The organism is Isoptericola halotolerans, assembly GCF_045689585.1.
GTDB lineage: Bacteria > Actinomycetota > Actinomycetes > Actinomycetales > Cellulomonadaceae > Isoptericola > Isoptericola halotolerans_B.
Window position 1 is genome coordinate 1,324,012 of sequence record NZ_CP140108.1, and the last position, 15,768, is coordinate 1,339,779.

Genomic DNA, 15,768 nt, shown 5'->3' on the forward strand with positions numbered 1-15,768 from the left:
GATCGACCCATGTCCTCCACCGACGTGCGCGCCACGGCGCCCACCGACCCGCCGCCCGGAGCCGCACGCGCCCTGCCGGCCGTCCTCCCGGGAGCCGTCGCCGCCGCCGTGGCGACGGTGCGGCGCAACGCCACGGCCTTCGGCGCGCTGTACCCCGACTCCACGACGCGGGACGACCGTTACCCGTTGCGCCCGGCCACGGACGAGTTCGCGGAGGGAGCCAACCGCGACTGGACCACCAGCTTCTGGCCCGGGATGCAGTGGCTCGCCGTCGAGCTCACCGGCGACGAGGAGCTGCGTGCCTCGGCGCTGCGGCACGCCGCCGACTTCGCCCGGCGGGTGCACGCGGGGGAGGACCTGGACACCCACGACCTCGGGTTCCTGTACACGCTGTCGTGCGTCAACGCGTGGCGGCTGGCGGGGGACGAGGCGGCCCGGGACGCTGCGCTGGCCGCGGCGGACCACCTCCTGACGAGGGTCCTGCCCTCGGCCGGCATCATCCAGGCCTGGGGAGACCTGTCCGACCCGGCGCAGCGCGGGCGCACCATCGTCGACAGCCTCATGAACATGCCGCTGCTGACGTGGGCCACCGAGACCACCGGTGACCGGCGGTACGCGGACGTGGTCGACCGGCACGTGGCCCAGGTGCGCACCCACCTGCTGCGCGACGACGACTCCACGTTCCACACCTTCTACTGGGACCCGGAGTCCGGCGAGCCGCTGCGCGGTGCCACCGAGCAGGGCGCGGGCGACGACTCCTGCTGGTCCCGCGGCCAGGCGTGGGGCATCTACGGGTTCGCCCTGCACCACCGCACCTCGGGGGACCCGGATTCGCTGCGGGCGTCCGAGCGCTGCGCCGACTACTTCCTCGCCCACCTGCCGACCGACGGGGTGCCGTTCTGGGACCTCGTCTACGGCGACGGCTCCGACGCGCCGCGCGACTCGTCGTCGGCGGCCATCGCGGCCTGCGGGCTGCTCGAGCTCGCCTCCGTCTCGCAGGACACCGAGCGGGCGGCGCGCTACGAGGCCGCCGGGCGGGAGATGCTCACCGCGCTCGTCGCCGGATACACCCCGGCCGACGCCGCCGCCGCGGACGCGCTGCTGCTGCACGCCGTCTACGACGCCCCCAAGGGCAAGGGTGTCGACGAGGGCTGCCTGTGGGGCGACTACTACTACCTCGAGGCGCTGACCCGCCTCACGCTGCCCGACTGGGTCTCGCCGTGGTGGCCCGCCACGCGGGCCGACGCCGGCGCGGACGGAGAGAACGCATGATCCTCGACCAGTTCCGGCTCGACGGGAAGGTGGCGCTGGTCACCGGCACCAGCCGCGGGCTCGGCCAGGGGGCCGCCGTGGCGCTCGCGGAGGCGGGCGCCGACGTCGCGCTGCTGGACCGCAGCGAGCCCACCGCGACCGTCGCCCGCATCGAGGCTCTCGGCCGGCGGGTGCTCAGCGTGCGGCGCGACCTGGCCACCGCGACACCGGCGGAGCTCGACTCGGCCGTGGCGGAGATCGAGGCGGGCCTGGGCCCGGTGGACGTGCTCGTCAACAACGCGGGGACCATCCGTCGCGCCCCGGCGTCCGAGCACCCCGCCGAGGACTGGGACACCGTCCTCACCGTGAACCTCGACGCCGTGTTCCACCTGTCGCGGGCCGTGGGCCGGGGGATGCTCGAGCGGGGCGCCGGCTCGATCGTCAACGTCGCCTCGATGCTCTCGTTCCAGGGCGGCATCCTCGTACCGGGATACGCGGCGTCCAAGCACGCCGTCGTGGGCCTGACCAAGGCGCTCGCCAACGAGTGGGCGGGTCGTGGCGTCAACGTCAACGCCGTCGCCCCCGGCTACATGGCCACCGACAACACCGCACCCATCCGGGCGGACGAGGCGCGTGAGCAGTCGATCTCGGCGCGCATCCCCGCCGGCCGGTGGGGGACTCCCGAGGACCTCGCGGGCCTCTTCGTCTACCTCGCCTCGCCCGCCTCCGCGTACGTGCACGGCGCCGTCGTCCCCGTCGACGGCGGCTGGCTCGTGCGCTGAGGCACCGACCGCCGACCTGACCCGAACGACCGATCGGAGCACCACCCATGGAACAGCGCTACGCCACCAACCCGACCGAGGTCCCCGGCCTGACCACCCAGGGCCTGCGCGACCGGTTCCTCGTCGAGGACCTCTTCGTCCCCGGCGAGGCCCGGACCGTCTACACCCACCACGACCGCATCGTGATCGGTGGAGTGCTTCCCGGGGACGAGCCCGTCGCCCTGCCGAACCCGGCCGAGCTGCGCGCCGACTACTTCCTGCAGCGGCGGGAGGTCGGGATCGTCAACGTCGGGTCGACCGGCACGGTGACGGCCGACGGCGAGACGTACGAGCTGCCGAACTGCGCCGTGCTGTACATCGGCAGCGGGACCCGCGACGTGTCGTTCGCCGGCGAGGGTGCCGCGTTCTACCTGTTCAGCGCCCCGGCGCACACCTCGTACCCCACCGTGCTGAACCTCCCCGGCGACGGGAACACCCTCGAGCTGGGCGACCAGGTGACGTCGAACCGGCGGTCGCTGGAGCAGGTCGTGCACGCGAAGGGCGTGCAGTCCTGCCAGGTGGTCATGGGTGTCACGCGGCTGCACGACGGTTCCATGTGGAACACGATGCCCGCGCACACCCACGACCGGCGCACCGAGTGCTACCTGTACTTCGACCTCGACGCCGACGCCCGGGTGCTGCACCTGTGCGGCGAGCCGACCGAGACGCGGCACCTGGTGGTCGCGGACCGGCAGGCGGTCATCTCCCCGAGCTGGTCGGTGCACTCGGGCGTGGGGACGTCGTCGTACGCGTTCGTGTGGGCCATGGCGGGGGAGAACCAGGACTTCACCGACATGGACGCGGTGCCCCCCACGGAACTCCGCTGACGAGCGCTCAGGCCCCGTAGGCCTTGCGCTCGTCCGGCATGAGGATCCAGAACACGATGTAGGCGACGAACTGGGGCCCGGGGATGAGGATCGAGAGCGCCGTCAGGAGGCGCACGACTCCCCGGCTCCAGCCGAAGTAGTCGGCGATGCCGGCGCAGACACCGCCGATCACGCGGCCGTTGCCGGGGCGGTAGAGCTTGCGGGGCTGCTGGACGGTCTGAGGATTGCTCATGCTTCGACACTAGGCACGACGGCGGTGGTCCGGTATCCGGCGATCCCCGGATCCGACCCTGGGCCACGCTGAGGGTCAGTGCACGGGCTGCGGATCACGCTAGCCGTGCTGCCCCAGGAGGTGCTCCGGGACCAGGTGGGCGCCGATGACGTCCTCCAGCAGCTCGGCGTCGACCGGCGTCCCCCGCCGCAGGACGCTGATCGCGCCCGTCGGTTCGAGCAGGGCGACCGCGACGTCGTCGTGCCGGTGGACGCCCGCGAGCCGCAGCTGGGAGGCCAGCTCGGTGCCGGCCACGTGCGCGCGGCGCAGCTGGTCCTCCAGCACGCGACCGTCGGCCATGAGCACGATGGGCCGGGTCGTGATCGCCCGGGCGCCGAGCGGCCGCACGATCAGTGCCCCGGCGACCGACTGCAGGGCGACGAGCGTCAGCATCGCCACCAGCCCGCCGCCCAGCACGGCGACGTCGCCCAGCGCCGCCCGCCCCAGGATGGCCCCGAACGCGATGATCGCCACGAGGTCGTAGTTCGACATCGCGCCGAGCATCCGCTGCCCGATCACCCGCACCAGCAGCATCATCGCGAGGTACATGCCGGTCGTGGCGAGGACGACGGCGAGCGCCTCGGTCGGGGTGAGCCAGAGCAGGTCTCCGAGCGGGTCGGGCATCGAGATGTCTCCGTGAGGTCGGCTGGGTGGGGACGGTAGGCGCTCGTTCGGCACCTCGTGCTCCGTTCGGCAGTTCAAGCTGCCGAACGGAGCGGGAAGTGCCGAACGGAATCACCAACCGCCGGGGTTCAGGATCTTGCGGATCCGCTTCTCGCTCACCGCGCCGTCGGTGCCGAGCTGCTGCGCGAACAGCGACACCCGCAGCTCCTCGAGCAGCCAGCGCACCTCGGCGAGCTCGGCCTCCCGCGCGGGGTCGGCCGCCCCGGAGGCGTACGCGGCCCGCGCCCGCTCGTACGCCTCGGTGACGTCGTGCACCTTCCAGGCGAGCTCGGCGTCCCGGTGCGGGTTCGACTGCGCCTTCTCCAGGCGGTACGACGCCGCCCGCAGGTACCGCACGAGGTGCGGCACCCGTCGCGGTGGCGTGGCGGACACGAACCCGTCGTGTATCAGCCCGGCCACGTGGTCGCGGATGTCCTGCAGCGTGTTGAGCAGCGCGAGGGACGACGACGCCCGCACCTCGCCCTCGACTGTCCGCCACGCGCTGAGCGCGGCCACCACGTGACCGACGATCCGGTGCACCTCGTCCTCCAGGTGCTGCCGCACGAACGCGACGGACTCCTTGTACGTCTCGGCATCCCGAATCTGTACAGCGACCGGTCCACCGGTGGGCGTCCCGGGAGCCTTCAGCTCGTCGGAACTGGTCAGCGCGATGACGGCAGCGAGCTGGAGGTCGGCGACGAGCGCCTCGGTGTTGCGGTGCGGCGCCGCCGCGAGCGTCAGCGACTGCTTCGAGGACCATCGCGACGTGATGCGCGCGGTCGCCAGCGCGGTCTCTGTGAGCAGCAGCCGCCGCACCCCGCGCTCGTGCGCCACGTCCTGCGCGGCCGCATCGGCCAGCACCCGCAACGCCACCGAGGAACCGGTCTTCGCGTCGCGCTTCGCACCCGGCTCCTCGACCAAGGCGGGGTACCCCTGCACCACGACCCCGCCCCCGAGGTCGGTCGACACCACCCGAGGCAGCTCCCCACCAGGCACGGAAGGCCACGTCGACAGCCCCGTCTCCTCCGCCACGATGACGCCATGACCCGGGCGGGAGTCAGCGGATGGGGACGACGCAGCGGAGGCGGCCGGTCCGGCGTCGGACGAAAGCCCCGGCTGGCTGGGCCTGGCGGGAGCCGAGGGAGGAACGACCGAGGCGGATGGACGCCCGGGCGTGTCCGACGTCGGACCGGCTGCCGCACTCGACCCCGACGGCCCCGAACCCGACGCAGACGCTGCCCGCGCCGCCTCTTCGAGCGCGACCCCCACAGCTCCCTTCACCGCCGCCCGCACTGCTGCCTCCGCCTGCGGAGCCAACCGCTTCTGCAGCGACAGCAGGTCCCTCGACTCGTCGAGCGGTACGGGAGCAGGTCGCTTCACCCGCCCCATCTTGCCGGGGCTGCGCCCCTGCCCGTCGCGCGATGATGAGCCGGTCGAACCCGCCGCGCCGGAGGCTTCCTCGACCCGGAACGCCATGCGCAGGTGGGCAGGCAGCCGCTCGACGCGCTCGGCGTCCCACACGTCGTCGGGGATGACGACGTCGCGCAGCGCGCGTACGGCGCGCGAGAACTCGACGTGGAACGGCGACGCCATGTCACCGGCCCGCGTCATGTCCTCCCATGTGGGCGTGTTCTCCCGCAGCCAGTGCGCGACGGCGGCCCCGACGTCGGGCGCGGGGACCAGCTCGCGCCGCACCGCCTTGGGCAGCGAGCGGATGGTGGCGACGCAGAGCTCGTCGAGCAGCCCGGGGACCATCCAGTCGAAACCCTCGGGCGCGACCCGGTTGAGGATGGACAGCGGGATGTGGACGGTGACGCCGTCGGCGTCGGTGCCGGGCTGGAACTGGTAGGTGAGCGGCAGGGCGACGTCGCCCTGCGTCCACGACTCGGGGAACATCTCGGGGAGCGCAGCGGTGTCGGCAGAATCGACGAGCTGGTCGAGCGTGAAGGTCAGCAGGTCGGGGTCGTCGTGGCGGGCCTTCTTCCACCATGAGTCGAAGTGGCGGGCGCTGACCACCGACGCCGGCACGCGCTCGTCGTAGAACGCGAAGAGGTCGTCCTCGCTGGCGACGAGCCCGCGCTGGCGGGAGCGGGCCTCGAGCTCCTCGGCCTCGGCGAGCAGGCGGCGGTTCTCGGCGAAGAACCGGTGGTGGGTGGTCCACCTGCCCTCGACGAGGGCGTGGCGGATGAACAGCTCTCGGGCGCCCACCGGATCGATCCTCCCGAACAGCACCTTGCGGTCCGCCACGATCGGTACGCCGTAGAGCAGCACCTTCTCGGTGGCCATGGCGGCGCCCTGCTTGGTGGACCAGTGCGGGTCGGCGTAGGTGCGCTTGGCGAGGTCGCCGGCGAGCTCCTCGGCCCACTCGGGCTGGATGCGGGCGACGTCGCGGGCCCACAGCCGGGAGGTCTCCACGAGCTCGCCGGCCATGATCCAGGCGGGCGGCTTCTTGCTCAGCGGCGACCCGGGGAAGATGGCGAACCGTGCGCCGCGCGCGCCGAGGTACTCGTTGCGGGCACGCTTGGCGGCCTGCCGCAGCGCTCGGGCACGGGTCTCGCCGCGCAGGTGCGCCACGGAGGACGCCTTGACCTCGCTGGTCTCCTGCATGCCGACCTGGGAGAGCAGCCCGGCGAGCAGCGACCGGTGGACGGTGTCGCCGTCCCAGGCGCGCCGCCAGTCGTCCGGGTTCTCGGGGTCGGCGGGCTGCGCCTCGCGCGCGGGGCGAGACAGGTCGATGCCCAGCGGGCCGGACATCTGCCGGAGCTGGGCGACGACGTCCTGCCACTCGCGCACCCGCAGGAAGTTGATGTACTCGGCCCGGCAGGTGCGCCGGAACGCCGAGGAGCCCATCGCGCGCTGCTGGGAGCGCAGGTACTCCCACAGGTTGAGGTAGGTGAGGAAGTCCGACGTCGGGTCGGTGAACCGGGCGTGCATCTGGTCGGCCTGCGGCCGGGACTCCGCCGGGCGTTCGCGCGGGTCCTGGATGGACAACGCGGCGGCGATGATCGCGACCTCGCGGGCGACGCCGTGCTTGGCGCCCTCGATGATCATGCGGGCCAGGCGCGGGTCCATGGGGAGCTGCGCGAGGGTACGGCCGACGTCGGTCAGCCGCGTCTCTCTCGTCCCGCTGCCGCCGCGCTCCTGCAGCGAGAGCGCGCCGAGCTCGGTGAGCAGCTGGACGCCGTCGCGCACGGCGCGCGTGTCCGGGGGCTCGACGAACGGGAACTTCGCGACGTCGTCGGGCGTGGTGACGACGCCGACCGAGATCATCTGCAGCAGCACCGACGCGAGCGAGGTCCGCAGGATCTCGGGCTCGGTGAACTCGGGCCGGCTCTCGAAGTCGTCCTGGGCGTAGAGGCGGATGGCGACGCCGTCGGCGACGCGGCCGGAGCGGCCGGACCGCTGGTTCGCCGAGGCCTGCGAGATCGGCTCGATCGGCAGGCGCTGCACCTTGGTGGCCTTGGAGTAGCGCGAGATGCGCGCGGTGCCCGGGTCGACGACGTAGTGGATGCCGGGCACGGTCAGCGACGTCTCGGCGACGTTCGTGGACAGCACGATGCGTCGCGACGAGTGCTGCTGGAACACGCGGTGCTGCTCGGCGGCGGACAGCCGCGAGTACAGCGGCAGGATCTCGACGTGCTGCGGGTGCTTCGGGTCGCGGGCGCGCTCCTTGAGGTGGCCCTCGAGGGCGTCGGCGGCGTCGTGGATCTCCCGCTCGCCGGAGAGGAACACGAGGATGTCGCCGGGCCCCTCCCGCATGAGCTCGTCGCAGGCCTCGACGATCCCGGTGACGAGGTCCTTCTCCTCGCCCTTGCGCTTCTGAGGCTTGCCCGGGTCCGTGTCCGGCGACAGCGGCCGGTACCGGATCTCCACGGGGTAGGTGCGCCCGGTGACCTCGATGACCGGCGCACGATCCTTCTGGTCGCTCTGCGCCTGCGCGCCGCTGCCGGCGGATGCCTCGCTGCGCTCGGCCTCCACCCTCCGCTCCGCTGCGGCCCAACGCTCCAGAGAGGCCGGTGAGAAGTGTGCCGCGAACCGTTCGGAGTCGATCGTCGCGGAGGTGATGATCAGCTTGAGGTCGGGGCGGCGCGGCAGCAGCCGGGACAGGTACCCGAGCAGGAAGTCGATGTTGAGCGACCGCTCGTGCGCCTCGTCGATGATGATCGTGTCGTAGGCGAGCAGCTCCGGGTCGCGCTGGATCTGCGCGAGCAGGATGCCGTCGGTCATGACCTTGACCAGGGTGTCCGCGCTCGAGGTGTCGGTGAACCGCACCTGGTAGCCGACGACCCCGCCGAGAGGCTGGGGCCGAGCTCCGTTGATCTCCTCGTTGACCCGTTCGGCGACCGACCGTGCCGCGATGCGCCGCGGCTGCGTGTGCCCGATCTGGCCCTTCCGGCCTCGGCCGAGGTCGAGGAGGATCTTGGGCAGCTGCGTCGTCTTGCCCGAGCCGGTCTCGCCCGCGACGACCACCACCTGGTGCTTCTCGATCGCGGCGGCGATGTCCTCGCGCCGCGCAGAGACGGGGAGCTGCTCGGGGTAGGTGATGTGCGGGACGACGACGGCGGCCCGCGCCGCCGCTGCCCGGTCGAGCTGGTCGCGGCTCACCCGTGCCGGGCCGCGGCCGGCTCGCGCGGCACCGTCCCGGGTCCCGCCCTTCGGGTTGCCGCCGTTCCGCGCCGCGCCGGACTTCCGCGCCCCGCGGCCGCGCCGTCGTCGGGTGCCGTCCTGGCCGGTGCGCTGCCCGCCCTGCTGGTCACCGCTGCGGCGCTCCGGGCGGTCGCCGCGCGCACCGCCGTCGTCGGCGGGCTGCGGGGCGGGGGATGGCTCAGTGCTCACGACCCCTCATTCTCGCAGTCCTCGCACGCTCGTTCGGCGGTGGGCGCCGGCGCCGCCAGGACTGCCTCGACCGTGGCGCGGGCCTCGGTCAGCGCGGACGGGCGGCCACCGGCCGTCGAGAGGACCAACGTCCCCTCGTAGACGAGGTGCAGGGAGGCGCCGGTCGCCTCGGGCGCGGGGAGGCCCGCACCGGCGGCGAGGGCGACGAAGAGCCGGCGCATCCACTCCTTCTCGCGGCGGACGACGTCGCGGGTCGCGTCGTCGCCGGCGCCCACCTCGGCGTACGCGTTGACGAAGGCGCACCCGCGGTCCTGACCGGCGTGCCACTCCTCCAGGGCGTCGAAGACGGTCAGCACGCGTCGTCGGGGGTCGGGTCGGGCCGCGAGCAGCTCGAGGACATGGTGCTGCCAGCGGGCGCCGCGGCGGGTGAGGTACTGCGCGACGAGCCGGTCCTTGGAGCCGAAGCGGTCGTAGAGCGTCTTCTTCGTCGTCCCCGCCTCGAGGGCGACGAGGTCGACGCCGACGGCGCGGATGCCGCGGGCGTAGAAGAGCTCGCTGGCGGCGTCGAGGAGGCTGTGGCCGGCGGGGGTGAGCTCCGGCTCGCTGAAGACGGGGGTCGGGGGCTCGAGGGCGGTCGTCATCGTGACCTCCGCGGGTGGGGAAAGAGGGGACTGCGAGTATACAGACCGGTATGGTTATGTCGACGCCATGAGACGAGACACCCTGGCGGCCGTCGGACTGGTCGTGTTCTGGAGCTCCGGGTTCGTCGGAGCGGACCTGGGCACGCGCGACGCCTCTCCGCTGACCCTGCTCGCCTGGCGGTACCTGCTCGCCGGGGCGCTGGCCCTCGTGCTCCTCACCGTGCTGGCCGGGCGACGACGCCGCATGACCCGTCGGCGCGCGCGCCACGCCGTCGTCGTCGGACTGCTGACCCAGGCCGGCTACCTGGGCGGCATCGTCGGCGGCGTCGCGCTGGGTGTCGACGCCGGCACGGCGGCCCTCGTCGCCGCGCTGCAGCCCCTGGTGGTCGCCGTGCTGGCGCAGGCGGTGTGGGGTGAGCGCACGACGTCGGGTCAGCGCGTCGGGCTGGTCGTCGGGCTGGCCGGCGTGCTGCTCGTCGTCCTCGGCGACCTGGGTCAGGGAGCGGCGCCGGGGTGGGTGTACCTGCTGCCGCTCGGCGGCATGCTCTCGCTGTCCGTGGGCACGCTCCTCGAGCGTCGTGCGCCCGCCGGCGGGGACGTCGTCGGCGACCTGGCCCTGCACACCCTCGCGGCGGGCGCGGCCCTCGTCGGCCTCGCCGCCGCGACCGGTCAGATCTCCCCGCCCGCGGGTGCCCCGGGGTTCTGGGCGGCCGTGGTGTGGGTGGTCGTCCTGTCGACGGTCGGCGGGTACGGGTGCTACTTCCTGGTGCTGCGACGTCGCGGACCGCAGACCGTGAGCGCCCTGCTGTACCTCACGCCGCCGGTCACCGCGCTGTGGGCCGCGCTGCAGCTCGGCCAGGTCCCGGGGCTGCTCGCCGTTCCAGGCGCGCTGCTGTGCGCGGGGGCGGTCTGGCTGGTGACGCGCCGGGACCCGTCTCGTCAGCCGGCGCCGGCCACCGCCCGCGCGTAGCGACCGGCCAGGACGCGCACGTGCTCGACCAGCTCCGGCGGCTCGGTGACGTGGAAGTCGAACCCGAGCATGCCGCTCCACACGGCGACGGTCTCGACGCTGTCACCGCCGGTCACCAGCACCGACCGCCCGTCCGGCAGCGCCTCGACCGTGCCGACCGCCGGGTTGATGCGGGCGAGCACGTCCTCGGCCGTGGCGTCGACGACGATGCGGGCGTGCACGGCCCAGCCGGTCCGGGCGACCTCGCGGACCACGAACTCGGTGAGGTCGCCCGGGAACGGTGCCGGGGCGAAGCGCCGCCCGCCAGGGGTGCGCAGCTCCAGCCAGTCGACGCGGTACGGGGCCCAGCCCGCGCCCGAGACGTCACGGGCGACCAGGAACCACCGCCGCTGCCACGCGACGAGGTGGTACGGCTCGAGCTCGAGGGGTTCGCCCTGGTAGAAGACCCGCAGCCCCTGGCGGTCGCGGATCGCGTCGGCGACGGCGGTCAGGGTGTCGGGATCGACCGGAGGGTCATCGACGTCCGAGTCGGTGTTGGCGGGACCGGCCGTGCTGGCCGAGCGCAGGGCGGCGAGCCGGCGTCGCAGGCGGTCCGGCATGACCTGCTCCAGCTTGGTCAGGGCGGACTGCCCGGACTCCTCGAACCCGGCGGTCCCCGTCGCGGAGCGGAGGCCGACGGCGACGGCCACGGCCTCGGCGTCGTCCAGCAGGAGCGGGGGCAGGCGTGCGCCGGCACCGAGCCGGTACCGGCCGCCGGGACCGCGCACCGAGTCGACGGGGTAGCCGAGGTCGCGCAGCCGCGCGACGTCGTGGCGGACGGTGCGGTCGGTGACACCGAGGCGTCCGGCGAGCTCGGGACCGCTCCAGTCCGGGCGGGACTGGAGCAGGCCGAGCAGCGCGAGCAGGCGGGCCGAGGTGGCCGTCATGAGGTTCCTCCGACATCGTCGCGACCGGCTCAGAATACCGGATCGAAACGTTCCTGAACCCCTTCTAGTGTCGGAGACAGCAGCGGGGCACGAGCCCCGCGCCGACACCGGGAGAACCGCCATGGACACCACCGCTCAGCTCACGATCCGCCCCTTCGCCGTCGAGGTCCCGCAGCCGGACCTGGACGACCTCCACGAGCGCCTCGATCGCACCCGCTTCGCCCCCGCCGCACCTGGCGACTCGTGGGAGTACGGCACGCCGGAGTCCTACCTGCGCGACATGGTCGAACGGTGGAAGGACTTCGACTGGCGCGCCGTCGAGGCCCGACTGGCGGCCTACCCGGGCTTCCGCACCGAGATCGACGGCCAGCCGATCCACTTCCTGCACGTCCGCTCCCCGCACGCCGACGCGACGCCGCTGCTGCTCGCCCACACCTACCCGGGCTCCGTGCTCGACTTCCTCGACATGATCGACCCGCTGGTCGACCCGGTCGCCCACGGCGGCTGGGCCGAGGACGCCTTCCACCTGGTGATCCCGTCCGTGCCCGGGTTCGGCTTCTCGACGCCGCTGGTGGGCGAGAGCTGGACGACGGCGCAGGTCGCGCAGGGCTACGACACCCTCATGCGCGCGCTCGGCTACGACGCGTACGGGGTGCACGGCAGCGACAACGGCGCCCTCGTCGGCCGGGAGCTCGCCGTCGTCGACCCGGAGGGGTTCCTCGGGGCGCACGTGCTCCAGCTGTTCTCGTTCCCCTCCGGGGCCGAGGGCGAGATGGACTCCTTCGGTCCGCGGGAGTTCGCGGCGCTGGAGCACATGCGGTGGTTCCAGTCGGTGGGCGCCTACAACACCATGAACGCGTCGCGGCCGCAGACGATCGCCGCGGGTCTCGCGGACTCGCCGGTCGCGGTGCTGGCCTACCACGAGCTCTTCGAGAGCTTCGGCAACGGCACGTCGCTGGTGCGGCCCGAGCAGGTGCTGGCCCAGGCGACCCTGTACTGGCTGACCAGCTCCTACGCGACGGCGGTGCGTCAGTACCACGCCGAGCAGCGCGCGCAGGCGAGTCCCGTCAGCACCGGCCGGATCGGGGTGGCCGTCTTCGCCGACGACTTCCAGACGATCCGCAGCCTCGCCGAGCGTGACAACGCCCGCATCGAGCACTGGTCCGAGTTCCCGCGGGGCGGCCACTTCGCCGCCCTCGAGGTGCCGGACGACGTCGTGGCGGACCTGCGGGTCTTCTTCGGCTGAGGGGTCGTCACGGCGACGGGCGGCGTCCGGTTCTCCGGGCGCCGCCCGTCCGCGAGCCGTGGGTCAGTAGTTGACGCTCGTCGCCACCGTGCCGAACAGCGCGATGGCGAACACGACGTACGCGAGCACGACGAGCACGCACAGCGACGTGAAGATGATCGACAGCCACAGCCCCCACTTGCCGAGGACGTTGTCGTAGCCGGCCTTCTTCGACTCCGACAGCGCCATCGCGGAGACGACGATGCCCGCCGGTGCGATGACGAACGCCAGCACGAAGCCGATGATCCCCATCGTCTTGCCCGGTGGGTCCGGGGGATACGGCGGCGGGTACCCCGGCTGCTGGTACCCGGCCGGCGGATAGCCGGGCTGCTGGTAGCCCGGCTGCTGGGAGGAACCCGGCGGGGGGCCGGGCTGCTGGTAACCCGGCTGGGCGCCTGACTGCTGGCCGTACCCGGGCGCGGGCTGCGACGGGCCCTGCGGCTGCTCGGAACCCTGCTGCCCGGGGGCAGGTTCCCCGCCGGGCGTCGAGGACGGCTGGGGCGGTTGGTACGGATCGGTCATGCGCCCAGTGTCCCGGACGCGGGTCCTGCGCACCAGGGCCGCCCTTCCGCGGGGACGACCGGCCGTGATGGGATCGAGAGGTGTTCACCCGATCTCGCACCTCGTTCGACCTCGTCCCCCGTCGTGTGCGCGTGCACGCCGTCCGCCGGCTCACCGGCTCGATGGTGCGCACCACGTTCCGGGACCCCGACGGCGCGGACCCGGTCGCGGCGTCGTCGCTCGCGGCGCTGCGGTCCCCGGGGCCCGAGGACCACGTGAAGGTCTTCCTGCCCGACCCGGCCACCGGTGAGCTGCACGCGCCGACAGTCGCCCCCGACGGCGGGATCCAGCGACCCACGGGCGTCGTGTCGATCTCGCGCGAGCTCACGGTGCGAGCACGGCGCACCGTGGACGGCGTGGCCGAGGTGGACGTCGACTGGGTGCTGCACGGCGACGAGGGCCCGGCCTCGGCCTGGGCGTCGCGCGCCGCCGTCGGCGACGAGGTGGTGCTCGTGGGGCCGGGGGCGAGCGTCGCCGTGCCGGAGGGCGTCGAGCGGCTGACCGTCGTCGTCGACGAGACCGGGCTGCCCGCCGCGGCGCGCTGGGTCGAGGCCGTCGGGCCGGACGTCCGCGTGACGGCGGTCGTGGAGATCGGCGACGACGTCGACGAGTCGTTCGTGGAGGCCGAGCTGGGCCACGCCGACGTCGAGATCCTGTACCGCACCGACGGCCCCGGTCAGCTCGAGGAGGCCGTGCGCTCGCTGGGCGGCCCGGACGAGGGCGAGCTCCTCGTCGCGCTCGGCGAGGCCGGCGAGCTGGTTCCCGTGCGCCGGTACCTGCGTCACGAGGCGGGTGCGCGCCCGGACCAGCTCGCGATCTCCGGTTACTGGCGGCGCGGCACCGTCAACCTCGACCACGACCAGCCGCTGGACCCGACCGACCCGGACTGACGGCCTGTCGGTGGCGCGCGGCACCATGGGTCCATGGCGATGACACCGCACACCTACCCGCACGGCGTGCCGTGCTGGATCGACCTCGAGCCGCCGGACGTGGACGCGGCGCTCGCGTTCTACGGCGCGCTGTTCGGCTGGACCTTCACGGAGATGCTGCCACCCGGTGTGCCGGGCCGCTACGTCGTCGCGTCGCTCGACGGGACGGACGCCACGGCGGTCGCCGCCGTCGCGACCCCCGACGTCCCCGCTGGCGGCGCGCTCGCCTGGAACACCTACCTGGCGGTGGACGACGTCGTGACGGCTTCCGCGCGCGTCGCGGCGTCCGGGGGCGTGGTCGAGACCGGGCCGGAGACGGTGGGTCCGCCCGACCGGCCCGCCGGCCGGATGGCGCGGATCCGCGACCCGCAAGGAGCCCCCAGCAGGTTGTGGGAGGCGGGGACCCGGCTCGGCGCGCAGACGGTCAACGCCCCCGGCACGTGGAACTTCAGCAACCTGCGCACACCAGACGCGACGGCTGCGCTCGCGTTCTACGGGCCGGTGCTGGGCTGGGAGGTCGACCCGGAGCTGGCGGTGGGCATGGCTCGCGTCCCCGGCTACGGCGAGCACCTGGCCGCCACGTCGGACCCCGACATCTTCGAGCGGCAGGCGTTCGCGCCACCGGGGTTCGCGGACGCGGTCGCCGGGGTCGTCGAGGACGACGGCCCGGCCCGGTGGTCGGTCGCGTTCGCCGTCGCGGACCGGGACGTCGCCGTCGCGGCGGCCGAGAGCGCGGGCGCGACCGTGCTCTCCTCCGCCGAGACGGAGTGGACCCGGGAGGCGGAGGTCCGCGACCCCCAGGGCGCCGTGCTCGTGCTGTCGCAGTTCGCCCCGCCGGACGGCGGCTGAGGCACGGCCCGTCAGGGGCGTCGGGCCTGCACGAACACCACCGAGTCGCCGAGCAGCGACATCCGCTCCAGCGTGCGTGCGTCCGCCAGACCGGCCGCCGTGAGCAGCCGCTCGATCCCGCCGTCGGCGTTGTCGGCGTCGTGGGTGCCGCTGCCCGGTCCGTGCCCGGGCTGTCGCCCGGGCGCTCCCGGCCGGTGCCGGTGGTCCCCGGGCCGACGGGCGCCGTGCTCGCCGTGGGCGCTGCTGTCGTGGCGGTGCCCTGAGCTCTCGCGCCCGTGACCGTGGGCGCTCGCGTGGTCCCCGCCGAAGTCCGCGACGGTCACCCGCCCTACCGGCCGCAGCACCCGCGTGATCTCCGCGGCGAGGCGCTCCTTCTCCTCGGCCGGCACGTGGTGCAGCGCCAGGGACGAGACGACGTGGTCCTGGCTGGCGTCCGGCACGGGCAGGCGGTGGGCGAACCCGCGCACCAGCGTGACCTCACCACGCCGGCGACGGCGGAGCTTGCGGGCCGCGCGGCGCAGCGAGTCGCCGTCGGGGTCGAGCCCGGTGACGGTGGCGTCCGGGGCGGCGCGCAGCACCTCGCGCGACAGGTTGCCGGTGCCGCAGCCGACGTCGAGCACCCGCTCGCCAGGCCCGATCTGCGCGAGCTCGACCGTGCGGCGGTACAGGCGGCCGAGGCCCCGGAAGCGGGCGGTGAGGTCGTACCAGGGCATCAGCCAGTCGCGGGACATGCCGGGCAGGAACTCGTGGTCGGACTCGTCCGGTCGGACGTCGTCGAGCAGACGGACTTCGCGGGACATCGGGCCTCCTGAGCGTGCGGACGGTGCCATGCTCCACCGGCGGGTCGCGCAGCGGAAACGACGTTGCCGGACCGGCAACAGGGTTCCGGGCGTCCCGGACGGCGGGCACCCTCGCCTGCCGACGGATCCGTACGATGA

General features: G+C 73.7%; 14 protein-coding genes. 7 read left to right on the forward strand and 7 right to left on the reverse strand.

Annotated features, from left to right (window positions below; all coding sequences use genetic code 11):
- The first annotated feature begins 9 nt into the window (after positions 1-9).
- From UQW22_RS06260 to kduI, 3 genes are read left to right on the forward strand one after another with little or no spacing between them, the layout of a single operon-like run.
- Complete coding sequence (locus UQW22_RS06260; protein ID WP_407320044.1) at positions 10-1,272, forward strand: glycoside hydrolase family 88 protein; 1,263 nt, start codon at positions 10-12, stop codon at positions 1,270-1,272.
- Positions 1,269-2,033 (forward strand): 2-dehydro-3-deoxy-D-gluconate 5-dehydrogenase KduD, encoded by a 765-nt coding sequence (gene kduD, locus UQW22_RS06265; protein WP_407320045.1) that lies wholly within the window; start codon positions 1,269-1,271, stop codon positions 2,031-2,033. Before UQW22_RS06260 ends, kduD begins: the two co-directional genes overlap by 4 nt.
- Positions 2,034-2,080: 47 nt before the next feature.
- Positions 2,081-2,899: a 5-dehydro-4-deoxy-D-glucuronate isomerase gene (gene kduI / locus UQW22_RS06270; protein ID WP_407320046.1), complete on the forward strand. Its 819-nt coding sequence runs from the start codon at positions 2,081-2,083 to the stop codon at positions 2,897-2,899.
- Between the two features lie 7 nt (positions 2,900-2,906).
- Here kduI and UQW22_RS06275 read toward each other — a convergent pair whose 3' ends face one another.
- The 4 genes from UQW22_RS06275 to UQW22_RS06290 form a co-directional block, all read right to left on the reverse strand.
- Positions 2,907-3,131 (reverse strand): PspC domain-containing protein, encoded by a 225-nt coding sequence (locus UQW22_RS06275; RefSeq protein ID WP_407320047.1) that lies wholly within the window; start codon positions 3,129-3,131, stop codon positions 2,907-2,909.
- Between the two features lie 99 nt (positions 3,132-3,230).
- Positions 3,231-3,794 carry a DUF421 domain-containing protein gene (locus tag UQW22_RS06280; protein WP_407320048.1) on the reverse strand — a complete coding sequence of 188 codons (564 nt, stop codon included), beginning with the start codon at positions 3,792-3,794 and terminating at the stop codon, positions 3,231-3,233.
- Between the two features lie 111 nt (positions 3,795-3,905).
- Positions 3,906-8,669 (reverse strand): ATP-dependent RNA helicase HrpA, encoded by a 4,764-nt coding sequence (hrpA, locus tag UQW22_RS06285; RefSeq protein WP_407320049.1) that lies wholly within the window; start codon positions 8,667-8,669, stop codon positions 3,906-3,908.
- Positions 8,666-9,310, reverse strand: a complete 645-nt coding sequence (locus tag UQW22_RS06290; RefSeq protein WP_407320050.1) for a TetR/AcrR family transcriptional regulator — start codon at positions 9,308-9,310, stop codon at positions 8,666-8,668. Before UQW22_RS06290 ends, hrpA begins: the two co-directional genes overlap by 4 nt.
- A 67-nt stretch (positions 9,311-9,377) precedes the next feature.
- On the opposite strand from UQW22_RS06290, the gene UQW22_RS06295 reads away from it, so the two are divergent.
- Positions 9,378-10,280, forward strand: a complete 903-nt coding sequence (locus UQW22_RS06295) for a DMT family transporter (RefSeq protein WP_407320051.1) — start codon at positions 9,378-9,380, stop codon at positions 10,278-10,280.
- On the opposite strand, the gene UQW22_RS06300 is transcribed toward UQW22_RS06295, so the two are convergent.
- The gene (locus UQW22_RS06300; RefSeq protein WP_407320052.1) at positions 10,250-11,206 is read right to left on the reverse strand and encodes a helix-turn-helix transcriptional regulator; all 957 of its coding nucleotides are present in this window, start codon (positions 11,204-11,206) and stop codon (positions 10,250-10,252) included. The genes UQW22_RS06295 and UQW22_RS06300 overlap by 31 nt on opposite strands.
- Before the next feature lie 121 nt (positions 11,207-11,327).
- On the opposite strand from UQW22_RS06300, the gene UQW22_RS06305 reads away from it, so the two are divergent.
- Positions 11,328-12,452 carry an epoxide hydrolase family protein gene (locus tag UQW22_RS06305; protein WP_407320053.1) on the forward strand — a complete coding sequence of 375 codons (1,125 nt, stop codon included), beginning with the start codon at positions 11,328-11,330 and terminating at the stop codon, positions 12,450-12,452.
- A 63-nt stretch (positions 12,453-12,515) separates the two neighbouring features.
- On the opposite strand, the gene UQW22_RS06310 is transcribed toward UQW22_RS06305, so the two are convergent.
- Positions 12,516-13,013: a hypothetical protein gene (locus UQW22_RS06310; protein ID WP_407320054.1), complete on the reverse strand. Its 498-nt coding sequence runs from the start codon at positions 13,011-13,013 to the stop codon at positions 12,516-12,518.
- Positions 13,014-13,093: 80 nt separating this feature from the next.
- Between UQW22_RS06310 and UQW22_RS06315 the strand changes: the two genes are divergently transcribed.
- Positions 13,094-13,942, forward strand: coding sequence for a siderophore-interacting protein (locus tag UQW22_RS06315; protein WP_407320055.1), 849 nt, complete (start codon positions 13,094-13,096; stop codon positions 13,940-13,942).
- A gap of 33 nt (positions 13,943-13,975) precedes the next feature.
- Positions 13,976-14,830, forward strand: coding sequence for a VOC family protein (locus tag UQW22_RS06320; protein ID WP_407320056.1), 855 nt, complete (start codon positions 13,976-13,978; stop codon positions 14,828-14,830).
- 11 nt (positions 14,831-14,841) lie between these two features.
- Here UQW22_RS06320 and UQW22_RS06325 read toward each other — a convergent pair whose 3' ends face one another.
- Positions 14,842-15,630, reverse strand: a complete 789-nt coding sequence (locus UQW22_RS06325) for a class I SAM-dependent methyltransferase (RefSeq protein ID WP_407320057.1) — start codon at positions 15,628-15,630, stop codon at positions 14,842-14,844.
- Between the last annotated feature and the right edge of the window lie 138 nt (positions 15,631-15,768).

Bases quoted from the DNA above. Each gene is read 5' to 3' on its own strand.
- UQW22_RS06260 (WP_407320044.1), top strand. From the start codon at position 10: ATGTCCTCCACCGACGTGCGCGCCACGGCGCCCACCGACCCGCCGCCC.
- kduD (WP_407320045.1), top strand. From the start codon at position 1,269: ATGATCCTCGACCAGTTCCGGCTCGACGGGAAGGTGGCGCTGGTCACC.
- kduI (WP_407320046.1), top strand. From the start codon at position 2,081: ATGGAACAGCGCTACGCCACCAACCCGACCGAGGTCCCCGGCCTGACC.
- UQW22_RS06275 (WP_407320047.1), bottom strand. From the start codon at position 3,131: ATGAGCAATCCTCAGACCGTCCAGCAGCCCCGCAAGCTCTACCGCCCC.
- UQW22_RS06280 (WP_407320048.1), bottom strand. From the start codon at position 3,794: ATGCCCGACCCGCTCGGAGACCTGCTCTGGCTCACCCCGACCGAGGCG.
- UQW22_RS06290 (WP_407320050.1), bottom strand. From the start codon at position 9,310: ATGACGACCGCCCTCGAGCCCCCGACCCCCGTCTTCAGCGAGCCGGAG.
- UQW22_RS06295 (WP_407320051.1), top strand. From the start codon at position 9,378: ATGAGACGAGACACCCTGGCGGCCGTCGGACTGGTCGTGTTCTGGAGC.
- UQW22_RS06300 (WP_407320052.1), bottom strand. From the start codon at position 11,206: ATGACGGCCACCTCGGCCCGCCTGCTCGCGCTGCTCGGCCTGCTCCAG.
- UQW22_RS06305 (WP_407320053.1), top strand. From the start codon at position 11,328: ATGGACACCACCGCTCAGCTCACGATCCGCCCCTTCGCCGTCGAGGTC.
- UQW22_RS06310 (WP_407320054.1), bottom strand. From the start codon at position 13,013: ATGACCGATCCGTACCAACCGCCCCAGCCGTCCTCGACGCCCGGCGGG.
- UQW22_RS06320 (WP_407320056.1), top strand. From the start codon at position 13,976: ATGGCGATGACACCGCACACCTACCCGCACGGCGTGCCGTGCTGGATC.
- UQW22_RS06325 (WP_407320057.1), bottom strand. From the start codon at position 15,630: ATGTCCCGCGAAGTCCGTCTGCTCGACGACGTCCGACCGGACGAGTCC.